We start from the raw sequence: 18,738 nt of genomic DNA on the forward strand, positions 1-18,738 counted from the left end.
ACCCGGAGGATTGCTCATGAAGTGGATCAGCACTGCGCGTGGCACCGTCGCAGTCACCCTCGCCGTTCTGCTGGCGTTCGCCGGCCCCGGCCAGGCCCAGGCCGCCTCGTCGACCTCCCTGGCCGAGTCCAAGGCTCAGGCGATCTACTTCCAGTCGGTCAGCAACACCGCTCAGCGTGATCTCGCGCTGGCCTCGATCTCCGCGAGTTCGGACTGGTCGGGCACGCTGTGGAAGGAATTCCTCACCACCTGGGGCAGCATCAACAAGGCGATGGCGATGAACAACGCCGTCCCGAGCGGGCTGCCCACCAAGGGCCACGTCTTCGTCGTCCTGGGATCCGCGCTGAGTTCGTCCGGCACGATGACGACCACCCTCGAACGCCGCCTGAAGCTGGCTGTCAAGGCACTCGCCGCCTACCCCGCGTCGAAGGTGGTGGTCACCGGCGGCAAGCCGAAGCAGGGCAACACCGAGGCCGCCGTCATGAGAACCTGGTTGATCGACCACGGCGTGGCGAGTTCACGGATCCTGACCGAGGACAAGTCCTCCAACACGATCAACAACGCCAAGAACACGATGGCGATACTGTCCGGCCTGACGCAGTACACCAGCTACACCCTGATCACCGATGCCGGGCACATGCGCCGCTCCAGCGTGCTGTTCCGGGCTGCCACCATCCAGATCGAGGAGAAGAAGGGCAAGCGGTGGGCGATCAAGCCGGTCTCCAACCTGGCCTACCCGGACATGGTGGCCGGCAAGGTGCCGCTGTCAGCCTCGTCGGTGGCCTACACCGCCGGGGAGGTGGCCAGTCTGTTCGGGGTGAGCACCGAGTACAAGAAAGTGCTTGCCAATCCGCCGAAACTGGTCGCCGCGAAGCCGCCGGCGACGGTGGCCCTCAGCTCGCTGTCGCTCACCTCGCCGAAGAAGCTGAGCTACCAGCTCGGCGCCAAGCCGAGCACCTCCGGCATGGTCGTCACCGCGCGTTACAGCAACAGCGCCACCAACCGGGTGGTCACCAGCAAGGCGAAGGTGACCGGGTTCAGCACCTCCAAGGTCGGCAAGGCCAAGGCGACAGTCAGCTACACCGAGGGTGGCGTGACGAAGACCGCCAGCTTCTCCTACAAGGTCACCAAGGCCACCAGCAAGGTCACCCTGAAGCCGTCGACCACCAAGCCGAAGCGGTCGAAGACCCGGGTGGTGCTCAAGGCCACGATCACCACCGGTGCCAGCAAGGTGGTCCCGACCGGCACCGTGAAGTTCTACCTGGACGGCAAGAAGCTGAAGACCGTATCCCTGACCAAGGCGAAGAAGGGCACGGTGTCGTTCACCTACCCGACGATCACCAAGATCGGCAGCCACAAGCTCACCCTGAAGTACAGCGGTACCAGCAAGCTCACTGCCGCTAGCAAGACGGTGACAGTGAAGGTCGCGACCTAACCGGCGGCTAGACCGCGGTGTCGGGCCGGATGTCGATCCGCCAGCCGGTCAGGCGCGCGGCCAGCCGGGCATTCTGACCCTCCCGGCCGATCGCCAGCGAGAGCTGGTAGTCCGGGACGATCACCCGAGCGGCCTTGGCGGTGGCGTCGGTCACAGTCACCGCGGTGACCTTGGCCGGGGACAACGCCTGGGCGACGAACTCGGCGGGATCGTCGGAATAGTCGATGATGTCGATCTTCTCCTCGTTCAGCTCGTGCATCACCGCGCGCACCCGCTGCCCCATCGGCCCGATACAGGCTCCCTTGGCGGAGACGTCGGCGGAGTGGCTCACCACCGCGATCTTGCTGCGGTGCCCGGCCTCCCGGGCGATCGCCTTGATCTCCACCACGCCCTGCTCGATCTCGGGCACCTCCAACTTGAACAGCTTGGCCACCAGGCCGGGGTGGGTACGCGAGACCACCACCTGCGGGCCACGCAGATCGCGCCGCACGCTCACCACATAGACCCGCAGCCGCTTGCCATGGGAGTAGTCCTCCCCCGGCACCTGTTCGGCCTGCGGCATGATCGCCTCGATCGCCCCCAGATCGACCCGGACGGTGCGCGAGTCCCGGTCCTGCTGCACGACACCGGTCAGGATGTCGCCCTCGACAGCGGAGAAGTGCCCGTACTTCTGCTCGTCCTCGGCCTCCCGCAGCCGCTGGAAGATGACCTGCCGCGCGGTCGCGGCGGCCACCCGTCCGAAGCCCTCGGGGGTGTCGTCGAACTCGCCGATCTTCTCCCCGTCCTCGTCCAGTTCGGGGGCCAGCACCGAGACCTTGCCGGTCTTGGAGTCGATCAGCACCCGGGCGCCGTCGATCGCGCCGGGGGTCTTGGCATAGGCGTTCAGCAGCGCGTCCTCCAGGGCGCGCAGCAGGACATCCATCCGGATCTCCTTGTCACGCTCCAGTTGCTTGAGCGCCTGCAGGTCGATATCCATCTCAGTCCTCCTCGTCGGCCGCGAACGGCCGGTTGAACTCGACCTGCACCACCGCCTGGGCAATGCCGGCGAACGGGATCCGCTGCTCCGCGCCGCCCACCTCGACAACCACCTGGTCGACGTCGACGCCGACGATCCTGCCGGTGGTGTCCAGGGCGTCGCCGACCAGGTGCACCAGCCGGCCACGGTTGCGGCGGTAGTGCTTCGCCTGGGTGAGCGGGCGGTCGACGCCGCGGGAGGAGACCTCCAGCAGATAGGGCGCATCGCCGGTGACCGGGGACTCGTCCAGCGCGGTCGAGATCGCCCGGGTGGCCTCGGAGATCTCGTCCAGCGACGGCCCGAGGCCCTCGGGGCCGTCACCGTCGAGGAAGAACCGCACCACGCTGCGACGTCCGGCCGCGAGCACCTCCACCCGGTCGATCTCCAGCCCGAGGGCGGCGACGATCGGCGCGGCCAGCCGGTCGAGGTCTGTGGTCTTCATGGTGTGGGTCCTTCTCCGATTGTGCGGTGTTGTTGTGGCGCCAGCTTACCCAGCCGGCCAGGTCCGGCCCAGTGCCGGGCGCTCTAGGCGCGGTCAGCCCCGGACGACGGCGGTGACGAAGGCTGCGGCCTGCGCCACCGGGACGTCGGCACGTTCACCGCTGGCCCGGTCACGCACCTCCACCAGGCCGTCGACCAGCCCCCGTCCGACCACGACCGTGGTGGGCATGCCCAGCAGTTCGGCGTCGGCGAACTTCACCCCCGGCGAGGCTTTGCGGTCATCCAGCAGCACGTCGATACCGGCGGCGCTGAGCTGCCCGGCGAGTTCCTCGGCGGCGCTGAACACCGCCTCGTCCTTGCCGGTGGCGACGATCTGGACGTCGAACGGGGCCAGCTGGCGCGGCCAGGCCAGGCCCAACTCGTCGTGGGTGGATTCGGCCACCGCCGCCACCGCGCGCGAGACTCCGACGCCGTAGGAGCCCATGGTGACGGTGACCAGCTTGCCGTTCACGTCGAGTACCTTCAGCCCCAGCGCCTCGGCGTACTTGCGGCCGAGCTGGAAGATGTGGCCCATCTCGATGCCGCGGGCCAGGCTGAGCGGGCCGGAACCGTCCGGCGAGGGGTCGCCGTCGCGGAGTTCGGCGACGTCCAGCACCCCGTCGGAGCTGAAGTCGCGACCGCAGACCAGGTCGTAGACGTGGTGGCCCGGCTGGTTGGCGCCGGTGATCCACCGGGTGCCTGCCACCACTGCCGGATCGGTCAGGTACCTCACCTGGCCAGCCGGAGACTCGCCGCCCGCAGCCTCGCCCAGGCCCAGGGCAGCCGGGCCGATGTAGCCCTTGACCAGCGCCGGATAGGCCTCGAAGTCGGCGTCGCCGAAAGGTTCGACCTCGGCCGGTGCGACCGCAGCCTCGAGCCGCTTGAGGTCCACGTCGCGGTCGCCGGGCAGGCCGATCGCCAGCGGACGTCGGGTGCCGTCCGGGTAGCACAGCATGAAGATCACGTTCTTCAGCGTGTCCGAAGCCTGCCACGGCCGGTCCGGACGCGGGAAGCGCTGGTTGCTCAGGGCGACCAGGCTCTCGATGGTCGGGCTGTCGGGGGTGTCCTCGACGTGCGCGGCAGGGACGTCGGACGCGTCCACCGGCTCCGCCAGGGGGCGCACCACTGCCTCCACGTTGGCTGCATAGCCGCCGGGCGAGCGAACGAAGGTGTCCTCGCCGTTGGGCGAGACTGCCAGGAACTCCTCCGAGGCCGATCCGCCCATCGCGCCGGAGGTCGCCTGCACGATCACGTACTCCAGCCCGAGCCGGTCGAAGATCCGGATATAGGCACCGCGATGCCGGGCGTAGGCGGCCTCCAGGCCCGCGTCGTCGATATCGAAGGAGTAGGAGTCCTTCATCACGAACTCCCGGCCACGCAGCAGACCGGCCCTCGGCCGGGCCTCGTCGCGATACTTGGTCTGGATCTGGTACAGCGCCAGCGGCAGATCCTTGTACGAGGAGTACAGGTCCTTCACCATCAGGGTGAACATCTCCTCGTGGGTGGGACCCAGCAGGTAGTCGGCCTGCTTGCGGTCCTGCAGCCGGAACAGGTTCGGGCCGTACTCGGTCCAGCGGCCGGTCGCCTCATAGGGCTCCCGCGGCAACAGCGCCGGGAAGCGCACCTCCTGGGCGCCGATCGCATCCATCTCCTCGCGGACGATCTGCTCCACCTTGGCGAGCACCCGCAACCCCAGCGGCAGCCAGGAGTAGATGCCGGGAGCGACCCGCCGGATGTAGCCGGCCCGGACCAGCAGCTTGTGGCTGGGCAGCTCGGCGTCGGCGGGATCCTCGCGCAGGGTGCGAACGAAGTAGGACGACAATCGGGTGATCACCGGCACAGCGTAGCGAGCGGCATCGACAACGCCCGAATCGCGCCCGCCCCGGGGTCGGCCTGGTTCATCAGGTTAAGGTAAGCCTTACCTCATGACGAAGGGGACGACAGTCCGGATGCCAGCCACCACTACTTTCACCCTGTCCCGCACCCCGCTGGAACTGCGCCGCCGCCGGGTGGCGGTCAGCTCGGTGACTGACCTCACCCCGTCCTACCGCCGGATCGGTTTCACCGGCCCGGACCTCGCGGGGTTCACCTCGCTGGCCGCCGACGACCACCTGCGGATCTTCTTCCCCGCCCCCGGCGAGCCGCTCCCCGAAGCGACCACCGACGGTATGCCGGCCGGGTTGCAGAGCCGGGAGTACACCCCGGTCGGCTGGGACGGCGAGCGGTCCCTCACCCTCGACTTCGTGCTGCACGGCGAGGGCGTGGCCAGCCGCTGGGCCCAGGCTGCCCGGGTGGGTGACGAGGTGTACCTCGGCGGGCCGCGGGGCTCGCTGGTGATGGCCGGCGCCCCGCAGTGGTGGCTGCTGGCCGGCGACCTGACCGCGCTGCCCGCGATCCGCCGACACCTCGCCACGGTCGCACCGGGCACCCCGGTCGATGTGCTGCTGGTCTGCGACGACCCGGCCGACGAGCAGGAACTCGCCAGCCCGGGAGACCTCACCGTCAGCTGGCTGCATTCTCCGGCCGGCTCCCCGCCGGCCGATCCCGCTGTCCTGCTCGCCGCCCTGGCCGCGGTGCCGGCCCGCTCCGGGGACGGCTTCGCCTTCATCGCCGCCGAGCAATCCGTGGTGGCGCCCGCCCGCAGCTTCCTCACCGCCCGCGGGGTCGATCTCGACCGGGCGGTGGTGAAGGGCTACTGGAAGCGTGGCCAGGCCGAGTAGCCCTCGTCCTCAGTACAAGATGGTGCTGAACTCGCCGATCGTGACATAGCCCACCCGCTCGTAGGCCCGGATGGCGCGGGTGTTGAAGTCGTTCACATAGAGCGAGGCGGTGCGGTAGTCGGCCAGCACGTATTCGGTGACCGCCGCGACCGCCGGGGCGGCCAGCCCCTGGCCGCGGAGTTCGGGGGCCAGCCACACCCCCTGGATCTGGGCGACCGGGCCGGCGGCGGCGCCGACATCGGTCTTGAAGATCACCCGCCCCGACTCGACGATGCCGAAGGCGCGGCCCGTGTCGACCAGCCAGTTGCAGTAGCTGCGGTAGCTGCCGCCGGAACCGGTGGCCATCGGGTCGCTACCGACCTCCTCGGTGTACATCGCGACCGACGCCTCCAGATAGGACGGGAAGTCGGCCCGGGTGATCGGCCGGACCCGTGAGTCGGTCGGGCCCTGCGGTGGGGTCGACATCGCCATCACCGGCTGATGCGGACGTGCCTCCCGCACCACCTCGTACGGCCTGCCCCATCGCTCACCGAGCGCCTGCCACAGCGGCCAGGCCAACCAACTCGGCCCGACGATCGACTGGCAACTGCGCCGCCGCCCGGCGGCCTCGACGAAGGCCGGGATCGCGTCCAGACTGTCGGCCACCGGCACCATGTTCGCCCCGATGTGCAGCAACGCCCGGGGACGATCGGCCGGCCAGCCCCACAGCATGCCGGGCGAGGTCGCGTTGAGCACGCCCGCCTCCACCCGGGAACCGACGAAGACATTGCCGACCGGATCGGCGGCCACCAGTTCCCTGACCGCCGGCAGATCCGCGACGGTGAGGATCCGGGCGTCCACCCTCACCCCACGCTGACCCGGACGGGGCCGGACTCCCCCGCCGGCAACTCGGCGGCCAGCCGGTTGGCCTCCACGATCAGGGTCTGCACGATCTCCTCCTCGGGGACCGTCTTGATCACCTCGCCCCGGACGAAGATCTGTCCCTTGCCGTTGCCGGAGGCGACCCCGAGGTCGGCCTCGCGGGCTTCGCCCGGGCCGTTCACCACGCATCCCATCACCGCCACCCGCAGCGGCACCTGCATGCCCTCCAGCCCGGCGGTGACCTGCTCGGCCAGGGTGTAGACGTCCACCTGGGCGCGGCCGCAGGACGGGCAGGAGACGATCTCAAGGTGCCGCGGACGCAGGTTGAGCGACTCCAGGATCTTGATGCCCACCTTGACCTCCTCGGCGGGCGGGGCGGACAGCGAGACCCGGATGGTGTCGCCGATTCCCTTGGCCAGCAGCGCACCGAAGGCCACCGAACTCTTGATCGTGCCCTGGAAGGCCGGCCCGGCCTCGGTGACACCCAGATGCAGCGGGTAGTCGCAGGCTTGGGAGAGCATCTCGTAGGCCCGGACCATGACCACCGGGTCGTGGTGTTTGACCGAGATCTTGAAGTCGCGGAAGTCGTGCTCCTCGAACAGGCTCGCCTCCCACAACGCCGACTCGACCAGCGCCTCCGCGGTCGGGGCGCCGTACTTCTCCAACAGCCGCTTGTCCAGCGAGCCGGCGTTCACGCCGATCCGGATGGACACCCCGGCGTCGGTGGCCGCCTGGGCGATCTGCTTCACCTGATCGTCGAAAGCACGGATATTGCCCGGGTTCACCCGGACGGCCGCACAGCCGGCATCGATCGCGGCGAACACATACCGGGGCTGGAAGTGGATGTCGGCGATCACCGGGATCTGCGACTTCTTGGCGATGATGTGCAGCACGTCGGCGTCGTCCTGGCTGGGGACGGCTACCCGGACGATGTCGCACCCGGTCGCGGTGAGTTCGGCGATCTGCTGCAGGGTTCCGTTGATGTCGGTGGTCTTGGTGGTGGTCATCGACTGCACCGAGATCGGGGCTCCCCCGCCGACCAGCACCTTGCCCACCCGGATCTGCCGGGTCGGCCTGCGCGGGGCCAGGACGGGCGGCGGCGGGGCGGGCATACCGAGGTTGATGGCCATGTACTCCTCATTCATCTGTGATCCGCCAGCCAGCCTACTCACCGACCGCCAACTCGCTGCGCGACAGTCCTGTCAGCAGACCGGGGAGAGATCAGAACAGCTGCATCGGGCTGATGATGTCAGCCAGGATCAGCACCGCTCCACTGAGCATCAGCAGGCCGCCGACCACATAGGCCACCGGCAGCAGCTTCGCGGTGTCGAAGGGGCCCGGATCGGGACGCCGGACCAGCTGTGCGAACCGGCGGCGCAGCCCTTCCCACACCGCACCGAGCATGTGCCCGCCGTCCAGCGGGGGCAGCGGAACCAGGTTGAAGACCGCCAGGAAGAGGTTGATCGACCCCAGTAACGAGGCGAAGGTCACCACCTTGGCCTGCCAGGGCAGGTCGGGTGTGGTGACCACCTCGCCGGCGACCTGGCTGGCGCCCAGGATGGACAGCGGGCCGTAGATGTCGCGTGGCTGGCCGGTGACCAGGTCGACCACGACATTCCACACCTTCACCGGGAACTGCACCAGCGCGGTCGCGCTCTGCACTGTCATCGTCCACATGTCGTCCAGCACGACCAACGGACCGCCGGTGGTGAGCACCTGCTCGGGGGCCACCCCCAGCCAGCCGGCCGGGATCACCTTGCCCGGGTCCCAGTTGTCCCGCACCCCGGTGACGATGGTGTGCACCGGGGTCAACGCGACCACCGAGCCAGCGCGCTCGACACTGATCCGCGCCTCGCCGTCCAGGTTGGCCCGGATCAGCCCGCTGAGCTGGTCGTAGGAGGTGATCTGCGTCCCGTTGAAGGTGAGCACCTTGTCGCCCACCGTGAAGCCGGCCTGGGCCGCCGGGGTGGGCGGATCGCCCGGCTCGCAGGTGGAGCGGTTGGCATCGGCGGGGATGACACACTGCTGCACCTGGGCGATGGTGGTCTGCGGACGGTAGACGCCGTAGAGCCCGGTGATCGCCCAGAACAGGCCGAAGGCGATCAGGATGTTCATCAACGGGCCGCCGAACATGATGATCAGCTTCTGCCAGGTCTTCTTCTGGTAGAACAGCCGTCCGCCCACCACGTCGTCAGGGGTGATGGTCTCCCACTCGTAGGCCCGGGCGGAGTCGGCGAACTCGGCCAGCCGGGAGGCCTTGCCGTCCCGCTTCGAGCCCGGCGGGTACATCCCCAGCAGCCGGACGTAGCCGCCCAGCGGGAACCACTTCAGCCCGTACTCGGTGTCGCCGCGGGTGGTGGACCAGATCCGGGGGCCGAAGCCGACCATGTACTGCGGCACCCGCACCCCGAACTTCTTGGCTGGCACCATGTGCCCGACCTCGTGCAGCGCCACCGAAACCATGATCAGCGCGAAGAACAACACGCCGAACACGATCGTGGTCACAAGCTCCATGTCTGCTCCTGTTCGGCGATCCGGTCGGCGGCGACGGTTCTGGCCCAGGCGTCGGCGGCCAGCACCCCGGCCACCGACAACTCCCCGAACTCCGGCCCGTCGGGGCCGAGCAACTGGTCGACGCACCAGGTCACGACGTCAACGATGCCGGGGAAGCCCAGCCGGCCAGCGCAGAAGGCGTCCACGCAGACCTCGTTGGCGGCGTTGTAGACCGCTGGCGCCACGCCGCCCGCCAGGCCGACCCGGCGGGCCAGCTCAACGGCCGGGAAGGCCTGGTCGTCCAGCGGCTCGAAGGTCCAGGCTGCGGCCTTCGTCCAGTCGCAGGCGGCGGCCGCATCCGGCACCCGGTCGGGCCAGGCCAGGCCGAGTGCGATCGGCAGCTTCATATCCGGCGGCGAGCACTGCGCGATCGTCGAGCCGTCGCAGAACTCCACCATCGAGTGGACCACCGACTGCGGGTGCACGACCACCTGGATCGCCTCCAGCGGGACGTCGTAGAGCAGCCCGGCCTCCAGCAGTTCAAGGCCCTTGTTGACCAGGGTGGCGGAGTTGATCGTGATCACCCGGCCCATCGCCCAGGTCGGATGGGCCATCGCCTGCTCGGGGGTGACCCCGGCGAGGTCGGCCCGGGAACGGCCACGGAACGGACCACCGGAGGCGGTGAGGATCAGCCGGCGCACCTCGTCGGCGCGACCGGCCCGCAATGCCTGGGCGAAGGCCGAGTGCTCGGAGTCGACCGCCACGATCTGTCCCGGGGCCGCCGCGCGGGTCACCAGCCGACCACCGATCACCAGCGACTCCTTGTTGGCCAGCGCCAGGGTGGTTCCGGCCGCCAGTGTTGCCAGGGTGGGCTCCAGCCCGGCCGCGCCGGTGATGGCGTTGAGCACCACGTCGGCCTTGATGCCGGCCAGCCGGGTGGAGGCGTCCGGACCGTCCCACACCTCGACGCCGCTCACCTGTTCGCGCAGTGCGGCGGCGGCCTTCGGGTCGGTCACCGCGACGATCCGGGGACGAAGTCTGCGCACCTGGTCTGCCAGCAGCTCCACCGAGGACCCACCGGCGGACAGCCCGACCACGCCGAACTGCCCGGGCCGGGCGTCGATGACCTCGATCGCCTGGGTACCAATCGACCCGGTACTTCCGAGGATCACCACATCGCGCACGTCGGCCAGTGTATTCGTCGCCGCCGAGCACTCCACGCCGTCCGGGACGGGCGCTGCTTCTTCCCCCACAGCCTCCCAGCCCCTAGCGTGAGTGCTGGCGCGATCGCGCCACCGGGGGCAGGGGTGCTCCCGTGGAGTGAAAGTGGAAGGAACCGCAATGGCGGGCAAGTTCGAGCTGTGGGTCGACAAGGGCGGCGAGTACCGATGGAACCTCCTGGCGGGCAACGGCCAGGTGATCGCCTCCAGCCAGGGCTACGCGTCCAAGACCAACGCGATCAAGGGCATTGAGTCTGTCAAGAACAACGCCCCCGACGCTCCCGTCGTCGAGGTCGAGAAGTAGCCTGAAGGGCTTCGGGCCGGTCGGCAGCGTACGCTCCGGCCGGCCCGTACGCTGGGCGCATGCCGGACCTCGACGACGATCTCGCAGACCTGCCCGCTACCGTACCGGACCGCCTGGTCCTGGCCTGCAACGCCGAGATCGACCGGTGAGTACCTCCGGGCACCGGCCCGAGCGGCACCCGTCCCGACTCGCACAGGACGGCGAGCTGGAGTCGCTGGACGAGCTGCGTGCCCACCTCCGCGCCACCGGCAGTCTCGCCGACTGCTCCATCCAGGCGGTCGACCTGCGCGGCGAGACCACTGCCCTGCTGGCGGCCGAGGTCCGCAACGCGGTCTTCCTCGGCTGCATCCTCGAACCCGAGATCCAGTACCGGTTGCAGGCTGCCGGGGCGCTCTTCTTCCCGCGGCTGCCTGACCTGCCCTTCGATCCCTACCGGGCGGCGCTCTACCGTCCCGACGAGCTCTATCACGGGCTCGCCGCCGGCTACGACCGAACCCTGGACGCCCGGGTCTACCGCTGGTGGCGGCACATCGGACGCCATCGCAGCCTGGCCAGCGAGTTGGCCATGACGCTGCACGACCACGCGATCAGCGACGCCCTGGCCGACCTGGACCTGCCGTCCCCGGTCGGGGTGATGGGCGGCCACCGCACCTCCCGGGACGGGTCCGACTACCGCGCCGCTGCCGTCCTCGGCCGGGCGCTGGCCGGGCGCGGCCACACGGTGCTGACCGGCGGCGGGCCGGGAGCGATGGAGGCGGTCAACCTCGGCGCCGCCTTCGCTGGCTCGGCCGCCGACCTGGACGAGGCGATCGCCGTCCTGGCCGCCCATCCCGGTTTCGGCGAGGACACCGACGGCTGGGCGCGCGCGTCCTTCGAGGTGCGGCAGCGCTGGCCGCTGGGCGGGCCCAGCATCGGCGTGCCGACCTGGTTCTACGGCCACGAACCGGCCAATGCCTTCGCCACCGCGGTGGCGAAGTTCTTCTCCAACGCGCTGCGCGAGGACATCCTGCTGAGACTGGCCACCGCCGGGCTGATCTGCCTGCCGGGCGCCGCTGGCACCGTCCAGGAGATCTTCCAGGCACTCACCCCGCGCTACTACGCCGAACGTGAGGTGATCCCGCCGCTGGTGCTGGTCGGGACCGACCACTGGCGGCACACCCTGCCCGCCTGGCCACTGGTCGATGCCCTGGCACGGGGCCGCGCGATGGCCGGTCACGTCTTCCTGTGCGAGACGGTCGACGAGGCACTGGCCGTGCTGCAGTAGTTCCCACCGGCGCGGCGGCCGGGTTCGCAGCCGGCTACCGACCGACGAGCAGGAGGTCCCCGGCACGAGACTCGCGCCGGGGACCTCCTGGTGCGGCGGGGTCACCGTCCGCCGGGTCCACCTCCCATCTGGCCGCCCATCATCTGGTTCGACAACTCGGTGACCTGCTGGCCGTTGACGGTGATGGTGCCGCCGGTGAGGCTGCCCGTGCCGTCGTAGTCGAAGGGCGACTGGGCGGTGATGTCGATCGTGCCGCCGGTGATGGTCAGGTCGCCATTGGAATCGATCGCGTCGGTATCGCCGGAAGCCATCGTGATGCTGAGGTTGCCGCCGTTGATGGTGATGCTCAGGCCATCAGTGATGATGTCCGAGGCCGAGGCGTTGATGCCGTCGTCGGAGGCGTTGATCGTGATGTCGCCGTCGTTGATCACGATGACCGGCGCCTCGATGCTCTCCACCGACTGGACCACGTCGATCGTGCCGCCGTTGATGGTGAGCAACTGCTCGGCCTTGATCGCGTCATCGCCGGTGGTGATCGTGATGGTCCCGCCGTTGATGGTGAGCACCCCCTTGCCCAGATCGCTGTCGTTGCTGGACTTCATGCCGTCTCCGGTGGCATTGATGGTGATCGTGCCGCCATCGATCGTGAGCGAGTCCGTGCCGCGGATGCCGTCGTCGGCGCTGGTCACGTTGATCGTGCCCGACTCGATCCACAGGTCGTCCTTGCCGACGATGCCGTCGGCGAAGGTGGCCGTGACGTTCAGCGTGCCGTTGCCGGTGATGACCAGGTCGTCGGCGGAGTAGATCGCACCGTCGATCTCCTCATCGCTGCGGGTTGCCGCGTCCGACACGGTGTTGGTGGTGCCGTCGGCCAACTCCAGGACGACCGACTCGGCATTGTCGACCTGGATCGCCGCACCGACGCTGCTGTTGATGGTCGCATCGTCCAGGATGATCCGGACGTTGCCGTCGGTGTCCACCGTCACCTGCCCGGTGGAGCTACCGGTGAGGACGTAGGTTCCGGCCTCGGTGATGGCCAGGCCCTCGTCGGTCAGTGTCACGTTCGTGGTCGGCAGACTGCTCCAGTCCACGTCGACGACGGACGCGGCCGTTGTCGACGTGGTGGTCGTGTCGGTCGTGCTGGCTGTGGCAGTTGCCGCGACGGTCGAAGTGGCCGAGGAGGCCTGGCTCGAGGCGGTGCTGGTTGCTGCGCAGCCCGCCAACGGCAGCACCGCAGCAAGTGCCGCGGCAGCGAGGGTGGTGAGGAGTTTCATCTGTCTTCCTTCCCGTGGGGGCTGTTCGTCTGGATGGAAGGAGTCAAGCAAGCAGGTCTGTGCGAATCCTGTGCGGATCTTGTGCCGCGCGGATGAGTGCCGGGGAGGCGCTCCGCTAGGACGAGGCGCGATCGACCGCGGCCAGCTGGCCGCAGGCCCCGTCGATCTCCCGGCCACGGGTGTCGCGAACGGTGACCTGGACGCCCCTGGCCTCCAGCCGCCGGACGAACTCCTGCTCGTCGGCACGGCGGGAGGCCGTCCACTTCGAACCCGGGGTGGGGTTGAGCGGGATCAGGTTGACGTGTACCCACCCGTGCCCGTCGCGCCTGAGCACATCGGCCAGGGCGTCGGCCCGCCAGGCCTGGTCGTTGACGTCGCGGATCAGGGCGTACTCGATCGACACCCGGCGGCCGGTGGCGGCGAAGTAGCCGTGGGCGGCGTCCACCACCTCGGCGACCTTCCAGCGGGTGTTGATCGGGCAGAGTTCGTCGCGCAGTTCGTCGTCCGGGGCGTGCAGGCTGACCGCGAGCGTCACCGGCAGGCCCTCGGTGGCCAGCTTCTGGATCCTGGGCACCAGTCCGACGGTGGAGATCGTCACCCCGCGGGCCGAGATGCCCAGCCCGCGCGGGGACGGCGAGGTGATCGCGCGGGTGGCGGCCAGCACGGCGGCATAGTTGGCCATCGGCTCGCCCATGCCCATGAAGACGATGTTGTTCACCCGGCCGGATCCGCCCGGGATCTCGCCGTCGCGCAGCCGGCGGGCGGCGTCCACCACCTGCAGCAGGATCTCAGCGGTGCTCAGGTTGCGCTGCAGACCGCCCTGGCCGGTCGCGCAGAACGGGCAGGCCATGCCGCAGCCGGCCTGGGACGAGATGCACACCGTGGCGCGTTCACGTCCCCGGCCCGAGGCACGCAACCCCGGAACCCCGTAGCGCATCAGCACCGACTCCACCAGGGAGCCGTCGAACAGCCGCCACAAGGTCTTCACCGTGGTGCCGGCATCGGCCTGCTGGTCACGCACCCGGGTGAGCAGGGGCGGGACGAAGTTCTCCGCCAGCACCTCCCGGTCGCCGCGGGAGATGTCGGTCCACTCCGCCGACTCGGTCGACAAATGGTCGAACAGGTGCCGGTCGAGCTGGCCACGGCGAAACCTCGCCATGCCGAGATCGGCGACAGCATCGGTGCGCTCGGCGTCGGTCAGGTCGATCCAGTGCCGGGGTGGCTTGCCGCGCCGGGGCGCGGCCATCCGCAGCGGCACGGTGCGGCCGCGTTCGGCGTGGGCGACCAGATCGGCGTAGGCCGACTCCTCCTGCGGGGTGAGCCCCTCGCTCATGTGGTTCCCAGCAGGGTGAAGACCACCCAGACGGCGGGGGCGGCGACCAGGATCGAGTCCATCCGGTCCATCACACCGCCGTGCCCGGGCAGGAAGGAGGACATGTCCTTGATCCCCACGTCCCGCTTGATCAGGGACTCGATGAGATCGCCGGCAGTGCCGAACAGGACGCAGGCCAGGCCGAGCACCAGCCCGAACCACCAGGACTCGTCCAGCACGAACACCGCCATCGCCACGGCCACCGCCGAGCCGACCACCACCGAGCCGGCCAGCCCCTCCCAGGTCTTCTTCGGGCTGATGTTGGGTGCCATCTTGTGCCGACCGAGGGTGGCACCCACCGCGTACCCGCCGGTGTCGCTGCCGGCAACACACAGCGCGAGGGTGACCACCTTGGCCGCACCGTGCGGACTGGCCAGCAGCAGGCCGACGAAGGAGCCGAGCAGCGGCAGGTAGCTGATGATGAACAGACTGGCGGCTGCGTCCTTGATGTAGCCGTCGGCGCCACCGGGCATCCGCCAGATCAGGGCGAACATGATGGTGCCGGCCAGACCGCCCAGCAGCACCGAGTGCCACGGGATGGTGGTGACCGGCTGGAAGACGGCGGCCGCGTAGGTACCGCCGATGATCACCACCGTGCCGACCACGATCGGGGCTATCGCCGACTCCATCCCGATCAGCCGCAGCGCGTTGTTCACCTCGATCGCGCCGAGGACGAGCATCACCACCATGAACGCGATGAACCCGGGGTGCGACCAGCGAAGCGTGACCACGATGATCGCGATCAACGCGATGCCCACGGCGATGGCCGCGGGCAGGTCGCGACCGCCGCTCGACCCCTTGCGCACCGGGTCGAGCGGGGTGGGCGTTGGCGAATCCCCCGGGGTCGAGGCCATCAGACCTCCAGCAACTCGGATTCCTTGGCCTTCAGCAGCTCGTCGACGGCCTCGATGTGACGCTTGGTGACGCTGTCCAGCTGCTTCTCGGCGCCGCGGGCGTCGTCCTCGCTGATCTCCTTGTCCTTGAGCAGCTTCTGGACCCCGTCGTTGGCGTGCCGGCGTCCGTTGCGGATCGCGATCCGCGCCTCCTCGGCCTTGTGACGGGCCAGCTTGATGTACTCCTTGCGCCGTTCTTCGGTGAGTTGTGGCATCACCAGCCGGATCACCGCACCGTCATTGGCGGGATTCACGCCCAGGTCGGAGTCACGGATGGCTTTCTCGATGCCTGCCATCGCGTTGCGGTCGAAGGGACTGATCAGCACGGTCCGTGCCTCTGGTACCTGGAAGGTGGCCAGTTGCTGGAGTGGGGTCGGCGAACCGTAGTAGTCGACTACGAGCTTGTTGAACATGGCGGGGTGTGCCCGCCCGGTGCGAATCGCCGCGAACTCCTCACGGGCATGCGCGACGGCGCCGTCCATCTTGTGGTCGGCATCCTTGATGATGTCTGCGAGCACGGATCCTCGTCCCTTCTGCCTGCCTGCACTCAGCTATGCGTGCAGGGTTGTACCGATCTTCTCACCTGCGACAACCCGTGCGATGTTTCCTTCCACGCCCAGGTCGAAGAAGACCATCGGAAGCTTGTGCTCCCGGGCGAGGCTGACCGCGGTCGCGTCGGCTACCTTCAGGTCGCGGGCGAGGAACTCGTCATAGGTGAGTTCGTCGAACTTGCGGGCATCGGGGTTGGTCCTGGGGTCGGAGTCGTAGACCCCGTCGGTGCCCTGCTTGGCCATCAGCAGCACGTCGGCGTCGATCTCCAGCGCGCGCTGGGCAGCGACCGTGTCGGTGGAGAAGAACGGCATTCCCGAGCCGGCACCGAAGATCACCACCCGGCCCTTCTCCAGGTGCCGGATGGCCCGCAGCGGAATGTACGGCTCGGCGACCTGGCCCATTGCGATCGCAGTCTGCACCCGGGTGGGCACCCCCGCCTGTTCGCAGAAGTCCTGCAGGGCCAGGCAGTTCATCACTGTGCCGAGCATGCCCATGTAGTCGGCGCGCGCCCGGTCCATTCCCCGGTTCTGGAGTTCGGCGCCGCGGAAGAAGTTGCCACCGCCGGTGACGATGGCAACCTCCACTCCGCTGTTCACCACGGCCGCGATCTGGGCTGCGACCGACGAGACCACATCAGGGTCGACGCCGATCGCACCGCCCCCGAACGCCTCTCCGGACAGCTTCAGCAGGACTCGGCGGTAGGGGCTGGTCACGCGGTTCTCCTTCGCGGGCGGTGTACTCCGGTGGGCTGGGTCGATCAGGCGCCGGCGGCGAACCGGACGAACCGCCTCACCGTGACACCCTTGGAATCCAGCAGCTGTCCGACCGACAGCTTGTCCTCGGTCACGCTGGGCTGCTCGGTGAGGACGACCTCCTTGAAGAAGCCGTTCAGCCGGCCGTCGACGATCCGGCCGATGATCGCCTCGGGCTTGCCCTCCTCGCGTGCGGTGAGCTCGGCGACGTGGCGTTCCTTCTCCAGCACATCGGCGGGCACCTCGTCGCGGGTGACCCACTGCGGGGACATGGCAGCGATCTGGTGAGCGATACCGCGGATGAAGGCTGCGTCCGGCTCGCCGGTGTACTCGATCATCACCCCGACCTGCGGCGGCAGGTCTGCCGAGCGCTTGTGCAGGTAGATGTCGACCGGTCCGCCGAAGCTGGCCGCGTTCGCCAGTTCCAGCTTCTCACCGATCTTCGCGGCGAGCTCGGAGACCGCCTCGGCGACGGTCTTCCCGGACGGGAGCGCGACCGCGGAAGCTGCCTCCACGCCGTCGGCGCCGGCAGCGTCCACGGCCTGGGCGATCTCGTCGGCCAGGGCCATGAACTCAGCGTTCTTCGCGACGAAGTCGGTCTCGGCGGCCAACTGGATGACCGTGTTGCCCGCGGCGGCGACCAGGCCGTTGCTGGCGTCGCGGTCGGCCCGCTTGGCCATCTTCGCCTGGCCGGAGACCCGCAGGATCTCCACGGCAGCCTCGAAGTCGCCGTCGGCCTCGGTGAGCGCCTTCTTGGCGTCCATCATCCCGGCGCCGGTGGCGTCGCGGAGCTTCTTCACATCAGCGGCGGTAATCGTTGCCATGTCTGTGGTGTCGTCCTGTCGTGTGGTTCGTGGAGTGATTACTTCTCGGAGGTCGGCTCGGCCTCGGGAGCAGCCTCGACAGCCGGCTCCTCGGCAACAGCCTCAGCGGGAGCAGCCTCGACGGCCGGCTCCTCGGTGGCCTCGGCGACCGGCTCGGCGGCAGGCGCTTCGGCGACCGGCTCGGCAGCGGGCTCTTCGGCGGCCGGCTCCTCGACAGCCTCGACGGCGGTCTCGATCTCGGCGTCGACCTCTGCGGCCAGCGTGGCCTCAACCTCGGCCTCGGCGGCCTCGGCTGCCGGAGCCTCCTGAGCGCCCAGCAGTTCGCGCTCCCAGTCGGGCATCGGCTCGGCCTCTTCACCGCTCACCGCACCGGCCGAGCGGGCCAGCAGGCCCTCGGCCACGGCGTCGGCCACAACGCGGGTGAGCAGCGCCACCGAGCGGATCGCGTCGTCGTTGCCCGGGATGGCGTAGTCGACCTCGTCGGGGTCGCAGTTGGTGTCCAGGATGCCGATGATCGGGATATGGAGCTTGCGGGCCTCGTCGATGGCGAGGTGCTCCTTCTTGGTGTCAACCACCCAGATGGCGTTCGGCAGCTTGCCCATGTCGCGGATGCCGCCCAGGGTCTTGGCCAGCTTTTCCTTCTTGCGCTTCTGCTGCAGGAGTTCCTTCTTGGTCAGCCCGGAAGCGGCGACGTCGTCGAAGTTGAGCCCCTCGAGCTCCTTCATCTTCGCGATCCGCTTGGAGATGGTGCCGAAGTTGGTGAGCATGCCGCCCAGCCAGCGCTCGTTCACGTACGGCATCCCGACCCGGGTGGCCTGGTCGGCAATGGCCTCCTGGGCCTGCTTCTTGGTGCCGATGAAGAGCACCTGGCCGCCCTTGGCCACGGTCTCCTTGACGAAGGTGTAGGCGGCGTCGATGTAGCTCAGCGACTGCTGCAGGTCGATGATGTAGATGCCGTTGCGCTCAGCGAAGATGAACTTCTTCATCTTCGGATTCCAGCGGCGGGTCTGGTGCCCGAAGTGGACACCGCTGTCGAGCAGCTGACGCGTGGTGACGACGGCCATGGCCGTTCCTTTCTGCACGGGTGGCGCCTGCCAACCCGCTTGGGTTGCTGGGCCCGAGCTCTTCGGACCCCCTGACGCAGTCGCCTACTGACCACCCCTGGGGGACCACGGCCTTCGACCCGCCTGCCGGCGGTAGGACTGCATGCGAAGTCGACCCGGATCTGCCGAGTCGCTGGTCAGATTCTAGGACGGACGGCGCCCAAGCAGGAAATCGC

The 18,738-nt window shown here is 69.0% G+C and carries 18 protein-coding genes; 4 read left to right on the top strand and 14 right to left on the bottom strand.

The annotated features are described in order from the left end of the window. The first annotated feature begins 16 nt into the window (after positions 1-16). Positions 17-1,435 (top strand): ElyC/SanA/YdcF family protein, encoded by a 1,419-nt coding sequence (locus tag VB080_RS07915; protein ID WP_323417896.1) that lies wholly within the window; start codon positions 17-19, stop codon positions 1,433-1,435. Between the two features lie 7 nt (positions 1,436-1,442). On the opposite strand, the gene nusA is transcribed toward VB080_RS07915, so the two are convergent. The 3 genes from nusA to VB080_RS07930 all read right to left on the bottom strand — a co-directional run bounded on the left by nusA (position 1,443) and on the right by VB080_RS07930 (position 4,764). Continuing rightward, positions 1,443-2,411: a transcription termination factor NusA gene (gene nusA / locus VB080_RS07920; protein ID WP_323417897.1), complete on the bottom strand. Its 969-nt coding sequence runs from the start codon at positions 2,409-2,411 to the stop codon at positions 1,443-1,445. A 1-nt stretch (position 2,412) separates the two neighbouring features. After that, complete coding sequence (gene rimP / locus VB080_RS07925; RefSeq protein ID WP_323417898.1) at positions 2,413-2,892, bottom strand: ribosome maturation factor RimP; 480 nt, start codon at positions 2,890-2,892, stop codon at positions 2,413-2,415. Positions 2,893-2,985: 93 nt separating this feature from the next. After that, positions 2,986-4,764, bottom strand: a complete 1,779-nt coding sequence (locus tag VB080_RS07930) for a proline--tRNA ligase (protein WP_323417899.1) — start codon at positions 4,762-4,764, stop codon at positions 2,986-2,988. Positions 4,765-4,855: 91 nt separating this feature from the next. On the opposite strand from VB080_RS07930, the gene VB080_RS07935 reads away from it, so the two are divergent. Then, positions 4,856-5,650, top strand: a complete 795-nt coding sequence (locus VB080_RS07935; protein WP_323417900.1) for a siderophore-interacting protein — start codon at positions 4,856-4,858, stop codon at positions 5,648-5,650. A gap of 9 nt (positions 5,651-5,659) precedes the next feature. Here VB080_RS07935 and VB080_RS07940 read toward each other — a convergent pair whose 3' ends face one another. From VB080_RS07940 to dxr, 4 genes are all read right to left on the bottom strand, one after another. Next, positions 5,660-6,490, bottom strand: coding sequence for a GNAT family N-acetyltransferase (locus VB080_RS07940; protein ID WP_323417901.1), 831 nt, complete (start codon positions 6,488-6,490; stop codon positions 5,660-5,662). 2 nt (positions 6,491-6,492) lie between these two features. Next, positions 6,493-7,641 carry a flavodoxin-dependent (E)-4-hydroxy-3-methylbut-2-enyl-diphosphate synthase gene (gene ispG / locus VB080_RS07945; RefSeq protein ID WP_323417913.1) on the bottom strand — a complete coding sequence of 383 codons (1,149 nt, stop codon included), beginning with the start codon at positions 7,639-7,641 and terminating at the stop codon, positions 6,493-6,495. 91 nt (positions 7,642-7,732) lie between these two features. After that, positions 7,733-9,025 carry a M50 family metallopeptidase gene (locus tag VB080_RS07950; protein WP_323417902.1) on the bottom strand — a complete coding sequence of 431 codons (1,293 nt, stop codon included), beginning with the start codon at positions 9,023-9,025 and terminating at the stop codon, positions 7,733-7,735. After that, positions 9,013-10,188: a 1-deoxy-D-xylulose-5-phosphate reductoisomerase gene (gene dxr / locus VB080_RS07955; RefSeq protein WP_323417903.1), complete on the bottom strand. Its 1,176-nt coding sequence runs from the start codon at positions 10,186-10,188 to the stop codon at positions 9,013-9,015. The genes VB080_RS07950 and dxr overlap by 13 nt, the downstream gene beginning before the upstream one ends. 157 nt (positions 10,189-10,345) lie before the next feature. Between dxr and VB080_RS07960 the strand changes: the two genes are divergently transcribed. Together VB080_RS07960 and VB080_RS07965 are read left to right on the top strand one after the other, a co-directional pair. Further along, positions 10,346-10,528, top strand: coding sequence for a YegP family protein (locus VB080_RS07960; RefSeq protein WP_323417904.1), 183 nt, complete (start codon positions 10,346-10,348; stop codon positions 10,526-10,528). Between the two features lie 145 nt (positions 10,529-10,673). Then, positions 10,674-11,792, top strand: a complete 1,119-nt coding sequence (locus tag VB080_RS07965; RefSeq protein ID WP_323417905.1) for an LOG family protein — start codon at positions 10,674-10,676, stop codon at positions 11,790-11,792. Positions 11,793-11,893: 101 nt separating this feature from the next. Here VB080_RS07965 and VB080_RS07970 read toward each other — a convergent pair whose 3' ends face one another. The 7 genes from VB080_RS07970 to rpsB form a co-directional block, all read right to left on the bottom strand. Next, complete coding sequence (locus tag VB080_RS07970) at positions 11,894-13,066, bottom strand: carbohydrate-binding domain-containing protein (protein ID WP_323417906.1); 1,173 nt, start codon at positions 13,064-13,066, stop codon at positions 11,894-11,896. A 115-nt stretch (positions 13,067-13,181) separates the two neighbouring features. Then, a complete protein-coding gene (gene rlmN, locus VB080_RS07975) occupies positions 13,182-14,312 on the bottom strand; it encodes a 23S rRNA (adenine(2503)-C(2))-methyltransferase RlmN (RefSeq protein ID WP_323417914.1) in 1,131 nt (376 codons plus the stop codon). Positions 14,313-14,395: 83 nt separating this feature from the next. Then, on the bottom strand, positions 14,396-15,292 hold the full coding sequence (locus tag VB080_RS07980; RefSeq protein ID WP_323417907.1) for a phosphatidate cytidylyltransferase: 897 nt from the start codon (positions 15,290-15,292) through the stop codon (positions 14,396-14,398). Further along, a complete protein-coding gene (gene frr / locus VB080_RS07985; RefSeq protein ID WP_323417915.1) occupies positions 15,292-15,813 on the bottom strand; it encodes a ribosome recycling factor in 522 nt (173 codons plus the stop codon). Before frr ends, VB080_RS07980 begins: the two co-directional genes overlap by 1 nt. Before the next feature lie 69 nt (positions 15,814-15,882). Then, a complete protein-coding gene (gene pyrH / locus VB080_RS07990; RefSeq protein ID WP_323417908.1) occupies positions 15,883-16,596 on the bottom strand; it encodes a UMP kinase in 714 nt (237 codons plus the stop codon). A gap of 44 nt (positions 16,597-16,640) precedes the next feature. Next, positions 16,641-17,459 carry a translation elongation factor Ts gene (gene tsf, locus VB080_RS07995; protein WP_323417909.1) on the bottom strand — a complete coding sequence of 273 codons (819 nt, stop codon included), beginning with the start codon at positions 17,457-17,459 and terminating at the stop codon, positions 16,641-16,643. A 38-nt stretch (positions 17,460-17,497) separates the two neighbouring features. Next, positions 17,498-18,523, bottom strand: coding sequence for a 30S ribosomal protein S2 (rpsB, locus tag VB080_RS08000; protein ID WP_323417910.1), 1,026 nt, complete (start codon positions 18,521-18,523; stop codon positions 17,498-17,500). Between the last annotated feature and the right edge of the window lie 215 nt (positions 18,524-18,738).

The organism is Propionicimonas sp. (assembly GCF_034927565.1).
GTDB lineage: Bacteria > Actinomycetota > Actinomycetes > Propionibacteriales > Propionibacteriaceae > Propionicimonas.

Coding starts and splice junctions, on each gene's coding strand:
- VB080_RS07915 (WP_323417896.1), top strand. CDS start 17: ATGAAGTGGATCAGCACTGCGCGTGGCACCGTCGCAGTCACCCTCGCC.
- nusA (WP_323417897.1), bottom strand. CDS start 2,411: ATGGATATCGACCTGCAGGCGCTCAAGCAACTGGAGCGTGACAAGGAG.
- rimP (WP_323417898.1), bottom strand. CDS start 2,892: ATGAAGACCACAGACCTCGACCGGCTGGCCGCGCCGATCGTCGCCGCC.
- VB080_RS07935 (WP_323417900.1), top strand. CDS start 4,856: ATGACGAAGGGGACGACAGTCCGGATGCCAGCCACCACTACTTTCACC.
- ispG (WP_323417913.1), bottom strand. CDS start 7,641: ATGGCCATCAACCTCGGTATGCCCGCCCCGCCGCCGCCCGTCCTGGCC.
- VB080_RS07950 (WP_323417902.1), bottom strand. CDS start 9,025: ATGGAGCTTGTGACCACGATCGTGTTCGGCGTGTTGTTCTTCGCGCTG.
- VB080_RS07960 (WP_323417904.1), top strand. CDS start 10,346: ATGGCGGGCAAGTTCGAGCTGTGGGTCGACAAGGGCGGCGAGTACCGA.
- VB080_RS07970 (WP_323417906.1), bottom strand. CDS start 13,066: ATGAAACTCCTCACCACCCTCGCTGCCGCGGCACTTGCTGCGGTGCTG.
- rlmN (WP_323417914.1), bottom strand. CDS start 14,312: ATGGCCGCGCCCCGGCGCGGCAAGCCACCCCGGCACTGGATCGACCTG.
- VB080_RS07980 (WP_323417907.1), bottom strand. CDS start 15,292: ATGGCCTCGACCCCGGGGGATTCGCCAACGCCCACCCCGCTCGACCCG.
- frr (WP_323417915.1), bottom strand. CDS start 15,813: ATGGACGGCGCCGTCGCGCATGCCCGTGAGGAGTTCGCGGCGATTCGC.
- tsf (WP_323417909.1), bottom strand. CDS start 17,459: ATGGCAACGATTACCGCCGCTGATGTGAAGAAGCTCCGCGACGCCACC.
- rpsB (WP_323417910.1), bottom strand. CDS start 18,523: ATGGCCGTCGTCACCACGCGTCAGCTGCTCGACAGCGGTGTCCACTTC.